The 21,368-nt window shown below is 66.0% G+C and carries 18 protein-coding genes; 7 read left to right on the top strand and 11 right to left on the bottom strand.

Annotation, left to right across the window (positions count from 1 at the left end):
* Positions 1–23: 23 nt before the first annotated feature.
* From QZ471_RS14325 to QZ471_RS14295, 7 genes are all read right to left on the bottom strand, one after another.
* Positions 24–1,064, bottom strand: coding sequence for a low specificity L-threonine aldolase (locus QZ471_RS14325; RefSeq protein ID WP_295464864.1), 1,041 nt, complete (start codon positions 1,062–1,064; stop codon positions 24–26).
* Entirely contained in the window at positions 1,061–2,872 is a 1,812-nt protein-coding gene (locus tag QZ471_RS14320) for an aminopeptidase P family protein (protein ID WP_295464862.1), read from the bottom strand. The genes QZ471_RS14325 and QZ471_RS14320 overlap by 4 nt, the downstream gene beginning before the upstream one ends.
* Before the next feature lie 121 nt (positions 2,873–2,993).
* On the bottom strand, positions 2,994–3,164 hold the full coding sequence (locus QZ471_RS14315) for a hypothetical protein (protein ID WP_295464860.1): 171 nt from the start codon (positions 3,162–3,164) through the stop codon (positions 2,994–2,996).
* Positions 3,165–3,282: 118 nt separating this feature from the next.
* On the bottom strand, positions 3,283–4,224 hold the full coding sequence (locus tag QZ471_RS14310; RefSeq protein ID WP_295464858.1) for a LysR family transcriptional regulator: 942 nt from the start codon (positions 4,222–4,224) through the stop codon (positions 3,283–3,285).
* A 232-nt stretch (positions 4,225–4,456) separates the two neighbouring features.
* Entirely contained in the window at positions 4,457–7,507 is a 3,051-nt protein-coding gene (locus QZ471_RS14305; protein WP_295464856.1) for an efflux RND transporter permease subunit, read from the bottom strand.
* Positions 7,504–8,577, bottom strand: a complete 1,074-nt coding sequence (locus QZ471_RS14300) for an efflux RND transporter periplasmic adaptor subunit (protein WP_295464854.1) — start codon at positions 8,575–8,577, stop codon at positions 7,504–7,506. Before QZ471_RS14300 ends, QZ471_RS14305 begins: the two co-directional genes overlap by 4 nt.
* Positions 8,574–9,677 carry an efflux RND transporter periplasmic adaptor subunit gene (locus tag QZ471_RS14295; RefSeq protein WP_295464852.1) on the bottom strand — a complete coding sequence of 368 codons (1,104 nt, stop codon included), beginning with the start codon at positions 9,675–9,677 and terminating at the stop codon, positions 8,574–8,576. Before QZ471_RS14295 ends, QZ471_RS14300 begins: the two co-directional genes overlap by 4 nt.
* A 297-nt stretch (positions 9,678–9,974) precedes the next feature.
* On the opposite strand from QZ471_RS14295, the gene QZ471_RS14290 reads away from it, so the two are divergent.
* Positions 9,975–10,202 carry a hypothetical protein gene (locus tag QZ471_RS14290; RefSeq protein WP_295464850.1) on the top strand — a complete coding sequence of 76 codons (228 nt, stop codon included), beginning with the start codon at positions 9,975–9,977 and terminating at the stop codon, positions 10,200–10,202.
* 129 nt (positions 10,203–10,331) lie between these two features.
* Here QZ471_RS14290 and QZ471_RS14285 read toward each other — a convergent pair whose 3' ends face one another.
* Together QZ471_RS14285 and gabP are read right to left on the bottom strand one after the other, a co-directional pair.
* The gene (locus tag QZ471_RS14285) at positions 10,332–10,541 is read right to left on the bottom strand and encodes a DUF1127 domain-containing protein (protein WP_295464848.1); all 210 of its coding nucleotides are present in this window, start codon (positions 10,539–10,541) and stop codon (positions 10,332–10,334) included.
* Positions 10,542–10,895: 354 nt separating this feature from the next.
* On the bottom strand, positions 10,896–12,284 hold the full coding sequence (gene gabP / locus QZ471_RS14280; RefSeq protein ID WP_295464846.1) for a GABA permease: 1,389 nt from the start codon (positions 12,282–12,284) through the stop codon (positions 10,896–10,898).
* 563 nt (positions 12,285–12,847) lie between these two features.
* On the opposite strand from gabP, the gene QZ471_RS14275 reads away from it, so the two are divergent.
* Genes QZ471_RS14275 through QZ471_RS14265 form a run of 3 tightly spaced genes read left to right on the top strand, consistent with a single transcriptional unit; the run spans position 12,848 to position 16,727 of the window.
* Positions 12,848–13,585: a gluconate 2-dehydrogenase subunit 3 family protein gene (locus QZ471_RS14275; RefSeq protein WP_295464844.1), complete on the top strand. Its 738-nt coding sequence runs from the start codon at positions 12,848–12,850 to the stop codon at positions 13,583–13,585.
* Positions 13,585–15,372 (top strand): GMC family oxidoreductase, encoded by a 1,788-nt coding sequence (locus QZ471_RS14270; RefSeq protein WP_295464842.1) that lies wholly within the window; start codon positions 13,585–13,587, stop codon positions 15,370–15,372. Before QZ471_RS14275 ends, QZ471_RS14270 begins: the two co-directional genes overlap by 1 nt.
* A gap of 11 nt (positions 15,373–15,383) precedes the next feature.
* Entirely contained in the window at positions 15,384–16,727 is a 1,344-nt protein-coding gene (locus tag QZ471_RS14265; protein WP_295464840.1) for a cytochrome c, read from the top strand.
* A gap of 7 nt (positions 16,728–16,734) precedes the next feature.
* Here the strand turns inward: QZ471_RS14265 and QZ471_RS14260 are convergent, their stop codons facing one another.
* A complete protein-coding gene (locus tag QZ471_RS14260) occupies positions 16,735–17,649 on the bottom strand; it encodes a LysR family transcriptional regulator (protein ID WP_295464838.1) in 915 nt (304 codons plus the stop codon).
* 102 nt (positions 17,650–17,751) lie between these two features.
* On the opposite strand from QZ471_RS14260, the gene QZ471_RS14255 reads away from it, so the two are divergent.
* The 3 genes from QZ471_RS14255 to gpmA all read left to right on the top strand — a co-directional run bounded on the left by QZ471_RS14255 (position 17,752) and on the right by gpmA (position 20,205).
* Positions 17,752–18,741 carry an aldo/keto reductase gene (locus tag QZ471_RS14255; protein ID WP_295464836.1) on the top strand — a complete coding sequence of 330 codons (990 nt, stop codon included), beginning with the start codon at positions 17,752–17,754 and terminating at the stop codon, positions 18,739–18,741.
* Positions 18,742–19,102: 361 nt separating this feature from the next.
* A complete protein-coding gene (locus tag QZ471_RS14250) occupies positions 19,103–19,330 on the top strand; it encodes a hypothetical protein (RefSeq protein WP_145008465.1) in 228 nt (75 codons plus the stop codon).
* A 128-nt stretch (positions 19,331–19,458) separates the two neighbouring features.
* Complete coding sequence (gene gpmA / locus QZ471_RS14245) at positions 19,459–20,205, top strand: 2,3-diphosphoglycerate-dependent phosphoglycerate mutase (protein WP_295464833.1); 747 nt, start codon at positions 19,459–19,461, stop codon at positions 20,203–20,205.
* 195 nt (positions 20,206–20,400) lie between these two features.
* Here gpmA and QZ471_RS14240 read toward each other — a convergent pair whose 3' ends face one another.
* The gene (locus tag QZ471_RS14240) at positions 20,401–21,366 is read right to left on the bottom strand and encodes a YihY/virulence factor BrkB family protein (protein WP_295464831.1); all 966 of its coding nucleotides are present in this window, start codon (positions 21,364–21,366) and stop codon (positions 20,401–20,403) included.
* Positions 21,367–21,368 lie beyond the last annotated feature (2 nt).

Here is a 21,368-nt window from a genome sequence, read left to right as displayed (position 1 = left end):
CACCGCCATGGCCGCGATACGCGCTACCCCCCCATCGCCGTCCGAATATCCGTCGCCAGCTCCAGCACCCGGGCCTCTTCGGTATCCCAGGAGCACATGAAACGGGCGCCGCCGCTGCCGATGAAGGTGTAGAAGCGCCAGCCACGGCTGCGCAGGAATTCCAGCGCCGGCTCGGAGAGCTGCAGGAACACCGAGTTGGCTTCCACCGGGAACATGAAGTCCACGCCGGGCACGTCGCGCACCCGCTCGGCGAGCAGGCGCGCCATGGCATTGGCGTGACGGGCGTGGCGCAGCCAGGTGTCGTTCTCCAGCACGCCGAGCCAGGGCGCGGAGAGGAATCTCATTTTCGAGGCCAACTGGCCGGCCTGCTTGCAGCGGTACTCGAAGTCCTCGGCCAGGTCGCGGTTGAAGAAGAGGATGGCCTCCCCCACCGCCATGCCGCTCTTGGTGCCGCCGAAGCAGAGCACGTCGACCCCGGCCTTCCAGGTCACCTCGGCCGGGGTGCAGCCCAGGCCAGCCACCGCATTGGAGAAGCGCGAGCCGTCCATGTGCAGGTGCAGGCCAAGGTCGCGGCAGGTGGCGCTGATGGCCTGCAATTCGTTGAGGCCGTAGAGGGTGCCCACCTCGGTGGCCTGGGTGACGGTCACCGCGCGCGGCTTGGGAAAGTGGATGTCGGCGCGCTTGGTGGCGATCTGCTGGATGGCGCCCGGGGTCAGCTTGCCCTGGTGGGCGGGCGCCAGCAGCAGTTTGGAGCCGTTGGAGAAGAATTCCGGCGCGCCGCATTCGTCGGTCTCGACGTGGGCGGTGTCGGAGCAGATGACGCTGTGGTAGCTCTGGCACAGAGCCGCCAGGGCCAGGGAGTTGGCCGCGGTGCCGTTGAAGGCGAAGAACACCTCGCAATCGGTCTCGAACAGCTGGCGGAAGCGATCGGCGGCGCGGGCGGTCCAGGTGTCGTTGCCGTAGGCGGTCTCGTGACCGACGTTGGCCGCGGCCATGGCGGCCCAGGCTTCCGGGCAGATGCCGGAGTAGTTGTCACTGGCGAATTGCTGGGCGTTGCTGCTCATAGCGCGATCCTCGCGACGGGTTCGGTGCGGGCCAGCAGCCAGTCGCGCGCGGCGCCTTCGACCAGCGGCAGCACGCGGCGCCGGACCTCGGCATGGTAGTTATCCAGCCAGTCCAGCTCGTCGGCGCGCAACAGGGCGAGATCCAGGCAGCGGGTATCCAGCGGGCAGAGGGTCAGGGTTTCGAAAGCCAGGAAGTCACCGAATTCGGTGTGCCCGGCCTGGGTACACAGCAGCAGGTTTTCCAGCCGCACGCCCCATTGGCCCGGCCGATAGATGCCCGGCTCGTTGGAGGTGATCATGCCCTCGCGCAGCACGTGGTGCGGGGTAACGGTGGCATAGAAGGAAATCGACTGCGGCCCCTCGTGCACATTGAGGAAGTAGCCCACGCCATGGCCGGTACCGTGGCCATAGTCGATCCCGGCAGCCCAGATCGGCTCGCGCGCCAGGGCGTCGAGCATGGGCGCGGCGACCCCGGCGGGGAAACGCGCCCGCGACAGCGCCAGCATGCCCTTGAGCACCAGGGTGAAGTCACGCTTCTGCGCCGCGTTGGGCGTGCCGATGGGCACCACCCGGGTGATGTCGGTGGTACCGCCGAGGTACTGGCCGCCGCTGTCGATCAGCAGCAGACCATCGCCCTGGAGTTCGGCATGGGCCTCTTCGGTGGCGCGGTAGTGCGGCAGAGCGCCACCGGCGTTGAAGCCGGCGATGGTGGCGAAACTCAGGGAGACGAAATTCGGCCGGGCCGCCCGGGCCTCGCTCAGCCAGTCATCCACGGTCAGCTCGGTGAGGCGTTCGCCACGGGCCAGGGCCGCCTCGAAGCGGGCAAAGAAGACGCACAACGCCGCGCCATCTTCTTCCATGGCGATGCGTACCTGGGCCACTTCCGCGGCGGTCTTGCAGGCCTTGAACAGGGTGGAAGGATTGATCTGCTCCAGGCGGGTGACACCGGCGGGCGCCGCCTCGGCCAGTCCCAGGGTGACTCGCGCCGGGTCCACCAGCAGGCGACTACCGACCGGCAGCCTGGCCAGTTCCGCGGCCGCCTGGTCATAGTCGGCCAGGGTCACGCCGTCCTCGACCAGGGCGGCACGGATCTCGGCCGGGACCTTGGCCGGATCGATGAACAGCTGGCAACTGTCCTGGCCCAACAGCAGATGGGCGAGGAATACCGGGTTGTAGGGCACGTCCGCGCCACGCAGGTTGAGCAACCAGGCGATGTCGTCCAGCGAAGAGATGAAATGCCAGTCGGCGCCGGCCTCGGCCATCGCCTGGCGGACCTGGGCGAGCTTGGCGCTGCGCGGCTGGGGCGCAAAGGGCGCGGCATGCGCGAAGACCGGCGCCACCGGCAACCCGGGCCGGTCGCTCCAGATTGCCGCCAGCGGATCGCGGTCGGTGCGCAGGCGGATCTGCTTCGGCTCCAGGGCCCGACGCAGCGCCGCGGCGGCGCCCAGAGACAACACCTGGCCATCCACCAGCACCGTGCCGCCGGCCGGCACCTGCTCGGCCAGCCAGTGCAGGTGGGCCTGGGGCTGGCTGGCCACCTGTTTCATCAGGGCGATGCCGCTGCCGTCCAGTTCGCGGGCGGCCTGTTCCCAGTAGCGGCTGTCGGTCCAGACGCCAGCGGCGTCACGGGTCACCAGCAGCAGGCCGGCGGAGCCGGTGAAGCCGGACAACCAGGCGCGACCCTGCCAGTACTCGGGCAGGTATTCGGACAGATGGGGATCGGCGCTGGGGATCAGGCAGGCGTCGGCGCCCTGCTCGGCGAGGAAGGCGCGCAGGCGGGCGAGTCGTTGGGCGGAAGTGGCGGTCATGGGCACCTCGACAAGGTCAGGGAGCCAGTGTGCCGCAGATAGAAAAAAGCCGCACCCGAAGGGTGCGGCGGAGAAAGACCAAAGGAGCGAAGAGGGGGTGGTCTTTCGAAAGCGGAGCGGCTCAACGACGCGCGTTGCTGTCCTGAGCGGACTGATCGGCGTAGTGCTGCATGGCCGCATGATTCTGGTCGACCAGCTTGTATCTCAGGCTAGGATTTTCGTCGGCGAAGGCGAACTGAGCGGAAGTCAGGGCAGCGACGGTCAACAACAGGGCAGACAGAGAACGTTTCATCTCGAACTCCTACAAGGATGTGTTCATCGGGGTACGGGTCCATTGTAGGAATTGAACGCAACCTTATAAATAGTATGCTAACTAAATCACTGTTGCAAAAGCCGCAACAGCGCCTGCTTCAGTCCTTGGCCCAGAAGCGCTGGTCCTCCAACACTCGATTCTCCAGTTGCAGGCGTTCGGGCAGTTCTTCCTTGAGGAAATCGATCCAGGTCTTGATCTTGGCGTCGAGGAAGCGTCGTGACGGATAGAGCGCATGGATGTTGCGTTCGCGCAGCCGGAAGTCGGGCAGCAAGCGCACCAGGCTGCCGTCGCGCAGGTAGTTGACCGCGATGTAGCTGGGCAGCAGGCAGATGCCCATGCCTTGGCGGGCCACGCTGGCCAGGGCCTCGGCGACGTTGACCTGGAAGACATAGCGCGGGGTCACCTGCTGCTCGCCCTCGGGGCCGGCGAACACCCAGCGCTCGGAGAAGTTCGGATCGAGCAGGCGCAGGCAGTCGTGCTCGGCGAGGTCGGCCGGCACCTTGGGCGCCGGGCGCTGCGCCAGGTAGCTGGGTGCCGCGCAGACCACGCTGTAGACACCACCCAGGCGCTGGGCGACGAAGTCGGAATCGGCCAGTTCGGTGTCCAGGGTGATGGCGATGTCATGGCCCTCTTCAAGCAGCGCCGGATGGTTCTGCGACAGGTTCATGACGATCTCCACCTGGGGATAGCGGGCGCAGAAGCGCGACACCAGCGGCGCCAGCAACTGGGTGCCGAGACCGGTCATGGAATGCAGGCGCAGGTGGCCATGGGGCTTGAGGTGCGCACCACTGGCCTCCGCCTCGGCCTCACCGACGTCTTGCAGGATGCGGCGACACCGTTCGAGGTAGCGCTCGCCCGCCTCGGTCAGCGCCAGGCGCCGGGTGGTGCGGTGCAGCAGGCGGGTCTGCAGATGGCTTTCCAGCTCGGCCAGCAGCCGCGAGACCTGGGCGGTAGACAGGTCGAGGGTGTGGGCGGCCGCTGTGAGACTGCCCAGATCCACCACCCGGACGAAGATGCGCATGCCTTGGAAAATATCCATTATTGCCTTTTTCGCAATGGAGTTTCGTCAAGGCGTCACTTTATTGAAAAAGACCGACGCCCGATAGTGGTGCGGTGAGCTGCTGTGGATTCGACATCCTGACCGTTCGAATCCTTCCCTCCGGCAGTGGCTCCTTGGATAGCTCCTTGCGGCCTCCTGGCAGATGTCTTCGCTGAAGACCTCCGCCAGGGGGTCGTTTTTTTTGCCCGCCCGTGGCCGACGCACCCACTGATCAACCCGCACGACCCGGTTCGCGAATGCGATAGCTGGCGATGTACAGCGCGGGCAGAAACAGCAGGGTCAGCAGCGTGGCCGCCACGATGCCGCCGATCATGGCGTAGGCCATGGGCCCCCAGAACACTTCGCGGGCGATGGGGATCATGCCCAGGCTGGCCGCCGCGGCGGTGAGCAGGATGGGCCGGCGGCGGTGCTGGGTGGCCTCCACCACGGCATCCCAGGGCGAGCGACCGGCCTGTTCGAAGGCATCGATCTGGGTCACCAGGATCACCGAGTTGCGGATGATGATGCCGATCAGCGCCAGCACCCCGAGGATGGCGACGAAGCCCAGCGGCTGGCCGAAGGGAATCAGCCCCAGCACCACCCCGATCAGGCCGAGGGGCGCGACGCTCGCCACCAGGAACAGCTTGCGGATGCTGTGCAGCTGGATCATCAGGAAGGTGGCCATGAGGAACAGCATCAGGGGCACCACCTCGGCGATGGGACCCTGGGCCTTGCTGCTCTCTTCCACCGTGCCGCCCACCGCGACCTGATAGCGCGGCGGCAACTTGGCGATGAAGGCATCGACGTCCGGTTGCAGCTGCTTGACCAGGTCCGGCGCCTGGATGTCGCTGAGGATCGAGGCCTTGAGGGTGATGGTGGGCAGGCGATCGCGGCGCCACACCAGCGGCTGCTCCAGGGCGTAGTCGATGCGGGCGAAGGCCTTGAGCGGCACCGCGACGCCCTGAGGCGTCATGATCTGCAGGTTTTCCAGGGTTTCCACCGAGCGCCGCTCGGCCTCGCTGGCACGGGCCACCACATTGACCAGGTAGATGTCGTCACGCACCTGAGTCACGGTGGTGCCGGTGACCACGCCGTTGAGGATCTGCGCCACGTCCTGGGAGGAGAAGCCCAGCTGCCGCGCCTTGTCCTGGTTGACCTCCACCTTGAGCATCCGCGCCGGCTCGTTCCAGTCGTAGAGGAAGTCACCCAGTTGCGGACTCTTGCCCAGCACGCTGGCCAGGGCCAGGGCCTGGCGCCGCACCTCGGCGACGTCCGGGCCACTGACGCGGTACTGGATCGGCCGCCCCACCGGCGGGCCCATCTCCAATGGCTGGACATAGCCGGACAGGCCGACGAAGTCCTGGCGCAGGCGCTGCTTGAGCTTGGGCAGCAGGCGATTGCGCGCCTCCAGGTCCTTGGCCACCAGGATCACCTGGCCATAGAAGGGATTCTCCAGTTGCTGGTCCAGCGGCAGGTAGAAGCGCACCGCGCCCTGGCCGACATAGGAACTCCAGTGGGCCACGTCCGGGTCGTCGGCGAGGGTCTGCTCGAACCTGTCCATCTGCGCGCGGGTGGCATCGAGGGAGGCGTTCTGCGGCAGGTTGAAGTCGATCAGCAACTCGGGCCGGTCCGAGGACGGGAAGAACTGGTTCTGCACGAACTTCATCGAGAACAGCGCCGCGGCGAACAGCAGCACGGTGAGGATGATGGTCAGCCAGCGGTGGCGCATGGCGCCGAGCAGGAGGCCATCGGACCAGCGCGCCAGCCGACCGGGCTGGTCATGATCCTTTTTCTTCACCTGCTTCGGCAGGATGTGCACGCCGATCACCGGCGAGAAGAACACCGCCACGATCCAGGACAGCAGCAGGGCCACGGCGATCACCGCGAACAGGGTGAAGGTGTACTGGCCGGCGCTGCTGGAATTGAGGCCGATGGGCACGAAGCCGGCCACCGTCACCAGGGTGCCGGTGAGCATGGGAAAGGCGGTCGACTCGTAGGCGAAGGTCGCCGAGCGGTGCAGCGACTCGCCCTCCTCGCGCTTGGTCACCATCATCTCCACGGTGATCATGGCGTCGTCCACCAGCAGTCCTAGGGCGATGATCAGGGCGCCCAGGGAGATCCGCTGCATGGTGATGCCGCTGTATTCCATAAAGACGAACACCAGCGCCAGGGTCAGAGGGATCGACAGCGCCACCACCAGGCCGGCGCGCACGCCGAGACTGATGAAGCTCACCACCAGCACGATGATGACCGCCTCGAACAGCGCCCGGGTGAAACCGCCGACGGCCTTTTCCACCACCTGCGCCTGGTTGGAGACCACGTGCACGCCGATGCCCACCGGCAGGTCGGCGGTCAGTTCCTGCATCTTCTCGGTGAGCGCTGCGCCGAAGGTCTGGATGTTGCCGCCGCTGCTCATGGCGATGGCCAGGCCGATGGCCGGCTGGCCGTTGTAGCGGAACAGCGAACTGGGCGGATCGGCGTAACCGCTGCGGATGTCGGCCAGGTCGGTGAGGCGATAGAAGCGGTCGTCGATGCGCAGGTTGACCGCGGCGAGATCGGCGGTGGAACGGAACTCGCCACTGGTGCGCACGCTGATGCGCTCGGCGCCGGATTCGATGGTGCCCGAGGGCGCTACCGCATTCTGCTGCTGCAGACTCTGCATCACCTGGCGCTGGTCGATCCCCAGGGCGGCCAGCTTGCGGGTGGAGAAGTCCAGGTAGATGACCTCGTTCTCCGCACCGAGCACCTGCACCTTGCCGATGCCCGGCACGCTGCGGATCTCGCGGCGCACCTGCTCCACCTGGTCGCGCAGCTGGCGCATGCTGAAGCCGTCGCCGGTGAAGGCATAGATGCTGCCGAAGACGTCGCCGAATTCGTCGTTGAAGGCCGGCCCCTGGATGCCCTGGGGGAATTCGCCCTGGATGTCCGCGATCTTCTTGCGCACCTGGTACCAGATGTCGGGAATCGCCTTGGCCGGGGTGGTGTCGCGCAGATAGACGAACACCGTGGATTGCCCGGGCCGGGTGAAGCTCTTGGTGTAGTCCAGCGAATCCAGCTCTTCGAGCTTCTTCTCCACCCGTTCGGTGACCTGGCGCAGGGTCTCCTCGGTGGTCGCTCCCGGCCAGCGGGTCTGGATCACCATGGTCTTGATGGCGAAGGACGGATCTTCCTCCCGCCCCAGCTTCATATAGGAGAAGACGCCCATCAGCAGGGCGACGAACATCAGGTACCAGACGAAGGATTGGTGGCGCAGCGCCCAGTCCGACAGGTTGAAGCCCTTCATGGCCGTGCGCCCTCCTGATCCTTCACCCGCTGTCCCTCCTGGAGACTGTTGACGCCCGCAACCACCACCCGCTCACCGGCACTCAGGCCCTTGCCGATCCACGCCTGGCCAGCGGCTTCGCGCAGGACCTGGACCGGACGCTGGCGCACCTGGGCCTGGTCGCCCTTACCTTCCACCACCCAGACCGAGGTCTGGCCGTCCTGGCGTCGCAGCGCCTGGGCCGGCAGCGCCAGGCCGGTGGCCGGCGGCAATTCCAGCTCGCCCTGCACCAGGGTACCGATGCGTAGCGCCGCGGGCGGATTCTCCAGGGTCAGCCGGACCCGCCGGGTGCGGGTGGTGGCATCGGCCTGGGGTTCGATTTCCCGTACCCGTCCCTCGACGGCTACGTCCGGGTCCAGCGCCATGCGCACCGTCAGCCGGCGTTCGGGCGCCAGGTGGCCGATGGCCTGGGCGGGTAGGTCCAGCACTGCCTCGCGGATGTCCGGCCGGGCGACCCGTACCACCGGCTGGCCGGCGGATACCACCTGGCCGACCTCGGCCTGCCAGGCGGTGATCACTCCGTCGAAATCGCTGTAGAGCTCGGCATAGTTGCGCTGGTCACGAGCCTGGCGTTCGGCGCTCAGAGCCTGTTCGCGCGAGGCTTCCAGGGTGTGCAGCCGGGTCAGCGCCTGGTCCAGCTGGGAGCGCGAGCCGACACCCTGGTCGAACAGCTGCTGCTGGCGGCGGGCATCGTTGCGGGCATCGCGCCATTGCGCCTCGGCATCGGCGGTCTGGCCTTCGCGACTGCGCAAGGCATTGTCCTGGTCGGTGGGATCCAGCGCCGCCAGCAACTGGCCGCGGCGTACCGGAGCGCCCACGTCCAGCAGGCGGCGGGTCATGCGTCCGCCCACGCGAAAGCCCAGCACGCTCTCGTAGCGTGCCTGGATACTCCCGGCGAATACCTCGCGCTGCAGCGGCGGCGCACTCACTGTCACGGTCGCCACCGGCCGGATCGGCGGTGGCGGCGCCTCGTCGTCATTGGAGCAGCCGACCAGCGCCAGCAACACCCCGATCAGCAGGAGGGGCTTCATGGCCGCACCTCATCGAAGGCGGAACGCTCCGCCACCTCGACCTTCTGATTGGGGCTCAGCGCCTGGCCGCCGGCGATCACGATGCGCTCGCCGGCCTTGAGGCCCTCGCTGACGATGATGCTGTCGCGGGTGAATCGCTCGATGCGCAGCGGCTGCAGGCTGACCCGGCCGTCTTCGTTGAGGCGCCAGGCGGCGGGCTGGTCGGTGGTGCCGTTCAGCGCCGTCCAGGGTAAGGCGAAGCCCTGTCCGGCCGCACCGACCAATTGGGCGTTGACCACCGCGCCGAGGGTCATGGCCGCGGGTGGCTGATCGAGCTGTACCTTGATACGCACCGTGCCACTGCTCGCCACCGTCGGCGCGATCTCGCGCAGCCGACCCTGAGTGGTCACCTCCGGACGTGCCTGCAGCGCAATGGGCAGGCTCTGGCCCACCTGCAGCTGACGGGACAGGGATTCGTAGAGATCGAAGACGGCATCGAGTTCACCGCTCACCGCCAGATCGAAGATCGCCGCCCCCGCCTGCACTACCTGCCCGGCCTCGGCGTGGCGGGCAGTGAGCACGCCAGTGGCGCTGGCGCGCAACTCGGTGTAGCCCAGTTGCTTGCGGGCGTCGTCGCGCTGCGCCGTGGCGGTCTGCAGCGCACTGCGGGCACCATCCAGGGTCGCCTGGGCCTGGTCGTACTGGCTGCGACTGGTATAGCCCTTGGGTAGCAGCGCGGCCTGCCGCTCGAAATCGATCCGCGCCAGGCGCACCCGGGCTTCCTGGGCATCCACCTGGGCCTGGGCGGCCGCCAGGTTATTGCGCAGATCCTGGGGATCCAGGCGCGCCAGGACCTGCCCCTCGCGCACCCGGTCGCCCACGTCGGCCAGGCGCTCGCTGAGCTTGCCACTGACCCGGAAACCGAGGGGCGCCTGGACCCGCGCCTGGACGTCGCCGGTGAAGGGAATCCGCTGGCTATCGCTGACCGGCTTCACCTGGGCCACTACCACCCGCGCCAGCTCCTCGGCCGGCGTCGGCTCCTTGGAGCAGCCCGATAACGAGGCGACCAGTAACAGGATGACCGTTACCGGGTAGCAGGGGATACGGCGGGGAGCCCTCATGATTGTCCTTATCTATGGAAGAGGAGCGATCTGCGAACTGACCACGCGCTTGGCAGGGGGTTCGCCTCGGAATTGTCGGGCGCAGCGCGGCACTTGGAAAGTGCTCACACCGGTTACGTTGAGCAATCGTCCCGACATCTCGCCCACAAATGTTCACAAATACCCCGGAACCCCGCATTCCAGGCCGCAGTCAACTTAAAGGTGCACTGCGGATCAGAAGATTCGCGGCAGATGCCCGACTCCCTGCCGGAGCGGGCCCATTCGAATTCACGGGTTCATTCGAGAGAGGCCGTACTCATGAAAAAGCTGCTGATCACGTCTACCGCTGTTGTGATGCTGTCTATGGCCACGGGTGTCTTCGCGGCCGAAACCTCCAAGAGCGCCACCGCGGTCAACGGTTCCGCCACCGAGGCCGTACCGGGCAAGACCACGGTCAAGGGCGGTGCTGACGGCGCCACCGAAGTCCCCTTCAAGACCGAGAAGCCCAACAAGGTCGACGCGCGTAACCAGAACAACATGCAGTAACCCCTGCCCCAGGCAGGCGGTAACGAAAAAGCCCCGGCATGCCGGGGCTTTTTCTTGTCCGTACGGTAAGCGCCGGACAAAACAAACCCCGCCGGAGCGGGGTTCGAGAAAACTGTGCAGCCGTACGGCTTAGCGCCAGAAAGGCTTGTGCATTTCCTGGTAACGCTGGGCCTCGGTGATGCCGGCATCGGCCAGCATACGGGTATCGAGACGAGCCAGTTCGTTACGGCTGGCGATCCGACGTTGCCAGGTGGACAGCGTGGAGAGCACGCGCAGGGCGACGGGGATGCGATTGCTGGGTTGGGCATTGTGCAGCGAGGAACTGAAGGTGCGTTCCATGGTGGCTTTCCTTCCCGCTTATGACGGGTACTGGTCATCGAATGGCGCCATTGTCTCGCCAGGCGAGTGCTACCACCAGTAACAGTCCAGGGAAAGGTTCGCGGATCACCCCTGACACAATTGCAACTGTACTGCTGCAATATGGGTCATTCTGTAACGTTACGCACCATTGCAGTGCATTTTTAGGTTACCAGAGGGAACATTTGGAGAATTCCGGGCCGCACAGTTGGTTTCGAACGCGGCAAACCGGTGTGCTGTTCTACCTGTTACCACGCGCGCTGTCCAGTGCGAGGCCGATTTTTGCCCCAAGAAAGTGCGACCCCAACGACAGCCTCGGTGGGGTCGCTACGCGGATCAGCGCGCCGCAGCCGGCATGGCCGGAGCGCTTGGCTGACGCCGTCCTACCAGGGTACCGATGGCGACCACCACCAGCGCCAGCAGACCGGTCGCCAGGATCTCGAAGCGGTGAGCCTCACTGAACAGCATCACGGTCAGGGCGCCGACGATGAAGACGATCACCGCCCAGGTCAGCCAGGGGAACAGCCACATGCGGAACTCCAGGGTTTCGCCGCGGGCGATCAGCTTGCGTCTCAGGCGCAGCTGGGTAACGGCGATCACCAGGTACACCAGCAGCGCCACGGCACCGGAGGTGGACAGCAGGAAGCTGAACACGGCCTCGGGCATGGTGTAGTTGGCGATGGTGGTGAGGAAGCCGATGGCGGTGCTGGCCAGCACCGCCGTGCGCGGTACGCCAGCACTGGAGGCACGACCCAGCTTGGCCGGAGCATCGCCACGGCGAGCCAGGGAATAAAGCATCCGCGAAGCGGTGTAGAGCGCCGAGTTCAGGCAGCTGGCCACGGCGACCAGCACCACGCAGTCGACGATCAGCTTGGCATGGGGGATCGACAGCACCTCGAGGGCGCGCTGGTAGGAACCCACGATCGGCAGCTGGGCATCGTTCCAGGGCACCATGGAGACCACCAGGAAGATGGAGACCAGGTAGAACAGCGCGATCCGCCAGATCACCGAATTGGTGGCCTTGCTGATCTGCCGGGACGGGTCCTTGGACTCGGCGGCGGCGATGGTGACGATCTCAGTGCCCATGAAGCTGAACATGGTGGTCAGCAGGGCACCCAGCACCGCACCGAAGCCATTGGGCATGAAGCCACCGGTGTGGGCCATCAGGTTGCTTAGGCCGCTCACCTCGCGCCCTGGCAGGGCGCCGACCAGCGCTGCCGCGCCCAGGGCGATGAAGGCGACGATGGCGATGACCTTGAGCAGCGCGAACCAGAACTCGAACTCACCATACTTGGCGACGCTGAACAGATTGGTCACGGTCAGGATGCCGGTGATCACCAGCGCGAACTGCCAGGTGGCGATGGCCGGGAACCAGGCATTGAGGATGGCGGCGGCGGCCACCGCTTCCAGCGGAATCACCAGCACCCAGAACCACCAGTACAGCCAGCCGATGGTGAAGCCGGCCCAGCGACCGATGCCCTGCTGGGCATAGGAAGAGAAGGACCCGGTATCAGGGGAGGCGACCGCCATTTCCCCCAGCATGCGCATCACCAGTACCACCAGGGTGCCGGCCAGGGCATAGGCCAGCAGCACGGCGGGACCGGCAGCAGCGATGGCATGGCCGGAGCCGACGAAGAGACCGGCGCCGATGACGCCAGCAATGGACAACATGGTCACATGGCGCGGTTTGAGCGCCGGGGACAGATTGCATTCTGCGTTGGACATAAGGTGTTACCTGACAACGGAAAGCCTCCCAAGTGCAACTTGCGCGCCACCCCTGTCGAAATCGGCACAGAACGATCTAAAAGAGTGCAATCACTCGCGGAAAGCGGCGAAAAATCAGCACCTAAGCCACCTATCGCGCTAACCATATGATGGATAAGCGACTTTCCTGGAGAGCCATGCGCACCTTCAGCATGCTTCGTTAGGTATCACCTGTTGCAACTTGCACCTTTATGGTGCCATTCAAGGTGAAACCTTAGGTAACCCAGCCAGCTGCCTGGGGCGTTGTCGAAGAACCTCTAACCGAGGTTGGAAATTTTCTACCAAAACGGCAACTGGTCCGCGGACCTGAAACGCCTGCTCTAGCACCAAGGCCTCACCATGGCTCCAGGCCAAAAGGTTTCCGGAGCGACCTTCTAAATGTCTGGGAACTTGGCGCTACGCCAAGCCTCTGCACAGCTGCGACAAAATGTAACTGCCGCTGCCATATGTTGGTAATATTTCAACATATTAGCCAGCTAACTATAAGCCCGCGGCTCACCTCGGGCACCTGATGAGACCCGAGCATGCCCGCTGACGATTCCGTTCCGGCCCGGCGCGACTTCCTGCGCAAGTCCCTCTCCCTGATCCCCGTGGTCGCTCTGGCCGGCGGTGCAACCCCGGGCCTGGCCCTCGCTGCCACGACCACCAAGCCTGTGGACAAGCCCGGTAGCAGCGCCGAGGCTGATGCCTATCAACCGGTGTTCTTCACCGCCGAGGAATGGGCCTTCGTCCAGGCGGCGGTGGCCCGGCTGATCCCCGCGGACGACCTCGGCCCAGGCGCGCTGGAAGCCGGAGCGCCCGAGTTCATCGACCGCCAGATGCAGACCGCCTATGCCCGCGGTGGCCTCTGGTACATGCAGGGGCCCTTCGCCGCCGACGCGCCGCCGGAGATGGGTTACCAGAGTCGCCTGGTACCCCAGGATCTGTACCGCCTGGGCATCGCGGCAGTAAATCGCTGGACCGGCCAGCAGCACGGCAAGGCTTTCGCCGAGCTCACACCCGCCCAGCAGGACGAGACCCTTAAGGCCCTGGAAAGCGGTGACGCCCAACTGGACGGGGTGCCGGCCAAGCTGTTCTTCGCCCAGCTGCTGCAGAACACCAAGGAAGGCTTCTATTGCGATCCGCTGCATGGCGGCAACAAGCGACTGGTCGGCTGGAAACTGGTGAACTTCCCCGGGGCCCGCGCCGACTTCATGGACTGGGTGGAGCGCGACGAGCGCTATCCGCTGCCGCCAGTCTCCATTCGCGGGGAGCGCGGCTGATGGCCAAGGTATTGCCCAGCAAGCAGGTAGTGATCGTCGGCTTCGGCTGGACCGGCGCCATCATGGCCAAGGAACTGACCGAGGCCGGCCTGGACGTGGTGGCCCTGGAACGTGGCAGCTACCGCGACACCTATCCCGACGGCTCCTATCCCCAGGTGATCGACGAACTCACCTACAGCATCCGCAAGAAGCTGTTCGTCGATGTCTCCAAGGAAACCGTCACCATCCGCCATAGCGTCAACGACGTCGCCCTGCCCAACCGCCAGCTCGGCGTCTTCCTGCCCGGCGATGGGGTCGGCGGTGCCGGCCTGCACTGGTCTGGGGTGCACTTCCGCGTCGACCCGGTGGAACTGCGCCTGCGCAGCCACTACGAAGAGCGCTACGGCAAGAAATTCATCCCCGAGGGCATGACCATCCAGGATTTCGGCGTCAGCTACGCCGAGCTGGAACCCTATTTCGACTTCGCCGAAAAGGTGTTCGGCACCTCGGGCACCGCCTGGAGCATCAAGGGCCAGGTGGTGGGCGGCGGCAAGGGCGGCAATCCCTACGCCGCGGATCGCTCCAGCGACTTCCCGCTGCCGGCGCAAAAGAACACCGTCTCGGCCCAGCTGTTCGAGCAGGCCGCGCGGGAGGTGGGCTATCACCCCTACAACCTGCCCTCGGCCAACACCTCGGGCCCCTACACCAATCCCTACGGTTGCCAGATGGGACCCTGCAACTTCTGCGGCTACTGCAGCGGCTATGTCTGCTACATGTATTCCAAGGCTTCGCCGAATCTCAACATCCTGCCGGCGCTCAAGCAGGAGCCGCGCTTCGAGTTACGCAGCCAGGCCCATGTTCTCAGGGTCAATCTCGACAGCACCGGCAAGCGGGCCACCGGGGTGACCTACCTGGACGCCCAGGGCCAGGAGCTGGAGCAACCGGCCGATATCGTCATCCTCGCCGCCTTCCAATTCAACAACGTGCGCCTGATGCTGCTCTCAGGCATCGGCCAGCCCTATGACCCCAAGACCGGCGAAGGCGTGGTCGGGCGCAATTTCGCCTACCAGAACATGGCCACCATCAAGGCCTTCTTCCGCCAGGACCAGCACCACACCAATCCCTTCATCGGCGCCGGCGGCAACGGCGTGGCGGTGGACGACTTCAACGCCGACAACTTCGACCACGGCCCCCACGGCTTCGTCGGCGGCTCGCCTATGTGGGTCAACCAAGCCGGCACCCGGCCCATCGCCGGCGCGGCCAATCCGCCCGGCACGCCGCAGTGGGGCAGTGCCTGGAAAAAGGCCCAGGCCGGCTACTACAACCACCAGCTGTCGATGGACGCCCACGGGGCGCACCAGTCCTATCGCGACAACTACCTGGACCTGGACCCCACCTACCGCGACGCCTACGGCCAGCCGCTGCTGCGCATGACCTTCGACTGGAAGGACAACGACATCCGCATGACCCGCTTCATGGCCGCCAAGATGAAGAAGATCGCCGAGGCCATGAATCCCGAGCACATCAGCGTGTCGGTCAAGGATTTCGGCGGTCACTTCAACACCGCAAGCTACCAGACCACCCACTTGAACGGTGGCGCCATCATGGGCACCGACCCCAAGACCAGCGCGGTCAATCGCTACCTGCAGAGCTGGGACGTGCACAACGTCTTCGTGCCGGGCGCCTCGGCCTTTCCCCAGGGCCTGGGCTACAACCCCACCGGCCTGGTGGCGGCCCTGACCTACTGGTCGGCGCGGGCCATCCGCGACCAGTACCTGAAAAACCCCGGCCCGCTGGTGCAGGCATGAGAGGCGCGCCCATGATCCTTCGTACCCTCGCGACCCTGCTCTTGGGCACTGGCCTGGCGCTGGCGGCCCAGGCCGCCGAAGACGTCGATCCGGCGCTGGTCAAGAAAGGCGAATACCTGGCCCGCGCTGGCGACTGCGTGGCCTGCCACACGGCGCCCGGCGGCCAGCCCTTCGCCGGCGGCCTGCCCATGCAGACGCCCATCGGTACCCTCTATTCCACCAACATCACCCCGGATCGCCGGACCGGCATCGGCGCCTACAGCTTCGCCGACTTCGACGCCGCCATCCGCCAGGGCATCGCCAAGGAGGGCCATACCCTCTATCCGGCCATGCCCTACCCGTCCTACGCCCGGGTGACCGAGGGCGACATGCGCGCCCTCTATGCCTACTTCATGCACGGGGTGACGCCGGTCGAGCAGGCCAATCGCGACAGCGACATCCCCTGGCCGCTGTCCATGCGCTGGCCGCTGGCGATCTGGCGCCAGCTGTTCGCCCCCGAGGTGGTGCAATTCCAGCCGGCGCCCGACCAGGACCCGGTGGTGGCCCGTGGTGCCTATCTGGTGGAAGGCCTCGGCCACTGCGGCGCCTGCCACACGCCGCGTGCCTTCACCATGCAGGAGAAGGCCCTCTCCCCCGCCGACGGCAAGGATTTCCTCGCCGGCAGCGCGCCCCTGGAAGGCTGGATCGCCAAGAATCTGCGCGGCGACCAGCGCGACGGTCTGGGCCGCTGGAGCGAGGAACAGCTGGTGCAGTTCCTCAAGACCGGTCGCTCCGCCGGCAGCGCCGTGTTCGGCGGCATGACCGAGGTGGTGCAGCACAGCCTGCAGTACCTCAGCGACGCCGATCTGCAGGCCATCGCCCGCTATCTCAAGACCCTGCCGCCCAAGGACCCGCACGATGCACCCTTCCAGCCGGATGGCCGCGCCGCTGCCGCCCTCTGGCGCGGCGACGACAGCGCCCGCGGCGCCCAGGTCTATGTCGACAACTGCGCCGCCTGCCACCGTACCGACGGCCAGGGCTACGACCGGGTGTTCCCGGCGCTGGCCGGCAATCCGGTGCTGCGCACGGCCGATGCCAGCTCGCTGATCAACATAGTGCTCAAGGGCGGCACCCTGCCCGGCCTGCACACCGCGCCCTCGACGATCGTCATGCCGCCCTTCGGCTGGCGGCTGGACGATCAGCAGGTGGCCGACGTGGTCAGCTTCATCCGCGCCAGCTGGGGCAACGCCGCCGCGCCGGTCAGCGCTGCCGAGGTCGCCAAGTGGCGCACCGATGACAACCGCACCACCTCGGGCGACGACCTGGGCCAGGCCTTCGGTCACGGTCAGCCACAGACGCGCGAGGCGGGTAAGTAGCGGTCGCTCAACGCCGCAACCAGGCCGGATCGACCGCGGCGAATACCTCCTCCAGCCACTCGACCCAGGCGCGTACCCGCGGTGAGGTCTGGCTGGCCAGGGGATAGACAGCCGCCAGCGGCAGGCCCGGCGGACGCTGGTCGGGGAGCACCTCGCACAGGCGCCCTGCCGCCAGGTGCGCGGCGAGGTGATAGAGCGGTGCCTGGATCAGTCCGAGTCCGGCCAGGGCGGCACCGACATAGAGATCGGCGCCGCTGACCGCCAGGCGTCCGCCTGGCTCAAGCCGCCGGATCTCGCCTGCCTGGCAGAATTCGAAGGGCAGCCGGCGGCCACTGCGCAGCGAGCGGTAGTGCACCAGCTGGTGCTCGCTCAGGTCGTCCAGGCCATCGGGCAGGCCCTGTCGTTCGAGATAGTCCGGACTGGCGCAGGTGATCTGCACCAGCGCGCCCAGCGACCGCACCGCCAGGCCCTCGTCGTGCACTGGACCGCCGCGCAGCACACAGTCAATGCCCTCGCCGATGACGTCCACCGGCCGGTCGTCGGCACTGATCACCAGCTCCAGGTCTGGATAGCGCTGGCAGAAGTCCGGCAGGGCGGGCATCACCAGCACCCGCCCCAGACTGCTCGGCAGGTCGATACGCAGGCGGCCGCGCGGCTGCCGACGCCGCTGGCTGAAGGCGTCCTCGATGTCATCCAGCTCGGCCAGCCAACGGACGCAACGCTCGTAGTAGGCGGCGCCGTCCAGCGTCGGGCTGACCCGGCGGGTGGTACGGTGCAACAGCGTCACCCCCAGATGGGCTTCAAGCTGTTGCACCAGCAGGGTCGCCATCGCCGGGGACAGGCCCAGGTCAGCCGCCGCCCGGATGAAGGAGCGGCGCTCGACGATGCGCACAAAGCCGCGCATGGCTGCCAGTCGGTCCAAGATTATTCAATCCGGTCGAATAGAGTCTATCCGAATAGCAGCTTTGTTCACTTCGCTTCAACACCCAGACTGATCCTGTCATCGAAGAGAGGAGCAAACGTCATGCTGCAACGACGACTGGGCCACAACGGTCCGCTGGTATCCGCCCTGGGCCTGGGGTGCATGGGCATGAGCGAATTCTATGGGGCGACCGATGAACCCGAGGCCCTCGCCACCCTGGACCTGGCCCTGGAGCGCGGCGTGACCCTGCTGGATACCGCCGACGCCTATGGACCTCACCATAACGAAGAACTGCTCGGCCGCGCGCTGCGGGGACGCCGCGAGCGGGTGTTCCTGGCCACCAAGTTCGGCCTGGTGCGCAGCGACGACCCCAACACCCGCGGGGTGAATGGCCGGCCCGACTACGTACGCCAGGCAGTGGACGGCAGCCTGCGCCGGCTAGGCGTCGAGCAGCTCGATCTCTACTACCAGCACCGGGTCGATCCCGAGGTACCCATCGAAGAGACTGTGGGCGCCATGGCCGGACTGGTGCAGGCCGGCAAGGTGCGTTACCTGGGGCTGAGCGAAGCCTCCAGCGAGACCCTGAGACGTGCTCACCGGATCCATCCCATCGCCGCCCTGCAGAGCGAATTCTCGCTCTGGTCGCGCGATCCGCAGGAACATGGCGTGCTCGCCACCTGCCGCGAACTCGGGGTCGCGCTGGTGGCCTACAGCCCCCTGGGCCGCGGCTTTCTCACCGGCGCGCTGAAGTCGCCGGACGATTTCGCCGCGGACGACTATCGCCGCCTGAGCCCGCGCTTCCAGGGCGAAAACTTCCAGCGCAACCTGGAACTGGTGGAGCGGGTAGGCGCCCTGGCCAAGGCCAAGGGCGTCACCCCCGGCCAGGTGGCCCTGGCCTGGGTGCTGGCCCAGGGCGAGGACATCGTGCCCATCCCCGGTACCCGGCAACGCCACTATCTGCTGGAAAATCTCGCCGCCCTCGAGGTGCAGCTGAGCGCCAGCGAAAGGGCCGAGCTGGATGACCTCTTCACCCCGGAGAGCGTGGCGGGTACGCGCTATCCGGCCGCCTGGATGCAACTGGTCGAGCGTTAGCCACCGCCAGGCCCGTCGCCGACCGACGGGCTTGCACCTTTGGCATCGATCCTGCTAGCTTGATCGGGTTAGTACCAAGCTGACCCCAATCGCTGGACGCCTTTCCGCTTGCAATAGCAGCGCGAAATCAGTGTCACCCGGATCGAACCGATCCCTCGATTGCTCAGGATCTGCCGCCCTGGCCTCTGAATCTCGTGCCCGGCCGGTTGCCTGCCTTCCCAAGTACTTACCTGCATGCCTGGGCATCTTGCCCACACGCTGCCTTCCTCCAGCCAGAGATTCAGCCGTCGGCCGTTATGGGCACGAGGTTGCTGGAGTTATTTCACCGCGCCGACTGAGCGTGGATCCCAAGGATAGTCGTATGAACATTCAAAATCAGGCCATCGCGGCCATGCAACACCTCCAGGCGGCCTTCGCGCCGTTCCAGTGCATCACCACCCCGGCTTCGCGCAAGGGCGGCTTCAGCTTCACCGTGGTCGACGAGCGCGGTGTCGCCTGTCGCAGCGAGCGCCTCTACCCCGAGCAGTACAGCGCTGCTGCCGGTCTGGAGCGCGTCATCGAGCGCACCCGTCGCGCCTTGGCCGCCTAAGACTCGCTACGAGTGCCGGACGCATCACGGTTTCCGTGATGCCGATGCCGGCAGCCTCCATCTGCGGTATGTTTGGCACAGCTTCGCGTAGGCGTGAGCCAAACAATGAATCCCAAGATGGAGGTCGCATGTCGCAAGTCGTATTCATCCGCCATGGCCAGTCGGCATGGAACCTGGAAAACCGCTTCAGTGGCTGGGCGGATGTGGATCTGACCGAACAGGGGATCCGCGAGGCTCACGAGGGCGGCAAGGCGCTCAAGGACGCCGGTTTCCTGTTCGACGTGGCCCATGTCTCGGTGCTCAAGCGCGCCGTGCGGACCCTGTGGCACGTGCAGGAAGGCATGGACCAGATGTGGCTGCCGGTGGTGAGCGACTGGCGCCTCAACGAGCGGCATTACGGCGGCCTGACCGGCCTGAACAAATCCGAGACCGCCGCCAAGTACGGTGAAGAGCAGGTGCTGGTGTGGCGCCGCAGCTACGACGTGCCGCCGCCCGAGCAGAGCGTCGAGGAGCAAAAGGCCCTGGCCGCCGATCCGCGCTACGCCGGTCTGTCGCTGGATCAGGTGCCGCGCACCGAATGCCTCAAGGATTGCGTCGAGCGCGTCCTGCCCTACTGGAACGAAGTCCTGGCGCCGGCCATCCGCAGCGGCCAGCGCGTGCTGGTGGTCGCCCATGGCAACTCCATGCGCGCCCTGATCAAGTACCTGGACAACATCTCCGACAGCGACATCGTCAGCCTCAACATCCCCAATGGCGTGCCGCTGGTGTACGAGTTCGACGACAACCTCAAGCCCACCAAGCACTACTACCTGGCCGATCCGGATGAGGTCGCCGCCAAGATGGCCGCCGTGGCCAATCAGGGTAAGGCCAAGTAAGGCAGCTTTCGTCCGTCCCCCGGTGGCGACCTGGCAAGGTTTTCCACAGGGAGGACGAGGCGGGAGCGGTGGATAAGGCTGAAGCCGTTATCCACCCTACCGGCGGTGCTGCCCTATCGCGGCCATGGGCCGCTCCTACGGGGGGATACTTTTGTAGGAGCGGCCCATGGCCGCGATTAGCTTATGTGAAAACAGCTAGCGCCTTACCACCCGCGGTGCACCCAGTACGCCCTCTTCTTCCTCCTTAGCCGCCTGGATTTCCTCGTCGGCTTCCACGCCGCCATCGCCTGGCGTCTTCTCGCCCTTTTCCTTGCCGTCGTCGCTGTGGTGTTCGATCACCGCATTGATTTCCGCGCCGAACAGCAGCACCGCCGAGGAGATATAGAAGTACAGCAGCAGCACGATGATGGCGCCGATACTGCCGTAGGTGGCGTTGTAGTTGGCGAAGTTCTGCACGTAGTAACCAAAGCCCAGGGACGCCAGGATCCAGACAACCACCGCCAGTGCCGAGCCGGGGGTGATGAAGCGGAAGCTCTGCTTCACGTCCGGAGTCACGTAGTAGAGCGCCGCCACTGCGATCATCAGCAGGAACACTGCCAGCGGCCAGCGGATCAGCGCCCAGAGGGTCACCATGTAGTCTTCCAGACCGACATAGGCAGCCAGCCAGTTCATCACCTGGGGACCGAGCACCATGAGGGCAGCGGCGCTGAGCAGCAGCCCGGCGAGGCCGATGGTGTGCAGCACGGACAGGGGAATGCGCTTCCAGGCCGGGCGGCTTTCCACCACGTCGTAGGCGCTGTTCATGGCGGTCATCAGCGAGCGGAAACCGCCCGAGGCGGACCAGAGGGCAATGATGATACTGAAGGACAGCAGCCCGCCCTTCTGTGTCTGCAGCTGGTCGATGATGGGATTGACGGTGTCCAGCGCACTGGTCGGCAGCAGGTAGGCGGCCTGTTCGCGCAGGAAGGTGAAGAAGTCCGGCAGGTGCAGGAAGCCGATCAGGGCGATCAGGAACAGCAAAAAGGGAAACAGCGAGAACAGCATCTGGTAGGCCAGGGCCGCCGCATAGGTAGGCATGTCGTCGGCGACGAATTCCTGGACGGCACGCTTGATGAGGGTGAACGGCGAAACGCCGCGCAGGCTGAAGGCGAACAAGGACATGG

The sequence above is a fragment of the uncultured Pseudomonas sp. genome (genome assembly GCF_913774235.1).
In the GTDB taxonomy this organism is placed as follows: Bacteria; Pseudomonadota; Gammaproteobacteria; order Pseudomonadales; family Pseudomonadaceae; genus Chryseomonas.
Note: the sequence above shows the minus strand (reverse complement) of the source record. Positions and strands in the feature narration are given on the sequence as shown.